General features: G+C 79.9%; 1 protein-coding gene and 1 pseudogene. Both read left to right on the top strand.

The window, feature by feature from the left end; genetic code table 11:
- Positions 1 to 394 (top strand): annotated as a pseudogene (locus tag HEQ75_RS27715) (tetratricopeptide repeat protein); the annotation flags it as partial.
- Positions 366 to 782, top strand: a 417-nt coding sequence (locus tag HEQ75_RS27720) for an ATP-binding protein (RefSeq protein WP_328735046.1), incomplete at its 3' end; no start/stop codon positions are given. The pseudogene HEQ75_RS27715 and the gene HEQ75_RS27720, both read left to right, overlap by 29 nt.

Raw genomic sequence — 782 nt, forward strand, 5'->3', positions numbered from 1 at the left:
CGCCGCGCCGCGGCCGCCGCAGCGGGCCCTGGCGGATGGCCAGGCGGCGCTCGGCCGGCGCGACTGGGCGGCGGCGGAAGCCGCGGCGCGGGAGGTGCTGGCCTCGCGCGACACGGCGCGGGCCGCAGATGCGCAGATCCTGCTGGGCGGTGCCCTGGCCGGGAAGCGCGACTTCGCCGGCGCAGCCGTCGCCTATGACGACGCCTTCCGCCGCAACCCGCGCGGCAGCCGCGCGCCGGAAGCCATGCTGGGCGTGGCCAATGCGCTGATCGGGCTGAACAACAACCGCGACGCCTGCGCCCAGCTCAACGACCTGCGCAGCCGCTTCCCCAACCTCAGCGGCCCCTCCGCCACCCGCGCCGCCGATGCCAGGCGCCGCGCCCAGTGCCGCTGAGGCGCGGGCCGGGCCGCCGCTGACCGCGGACCCGGTGCCGGCGGCGGAATTCGCCGCCTGGATGGCACCGCTCGGGCCCTTCGGCCCTTCGCCCGATCTGGTCGTCGGCGTCTCCGGCGGGCCGCACAGCCTGGCGCTGGCGCTGCTGCTGGCGCGCTGGGCGCGCGGGGCGGGCGGCCGAATCCTGGCCGGCATCGTGGAGCACGGCCTGCGCCCGGACAGCGCGGCGGAAGCGGCGCGCGTCGCCGGCTGGATGGCGGGGCGGGGCATCGAGGCCCGCATCCTCCCCCTCGGCCTGCCGCCGGGCCCGGCGGTCCAGGCGCGCGCCCGCCAGGGGCGGCTGGCGGCGTTGCTGCAACTGGCGGCGCAGGCCGGCGCCGCCTGGGTG

This window comes from Falsiroseomonas selenitidurans (assembly GCF_012103215.1).
Lineage (GTDB): Bacteria > Pseudomonadota > Alphaproteobacteria > Acetobacterales > Acetobacteraceae > Falsiroseomonas > Falsiroseomonas selenitidurans.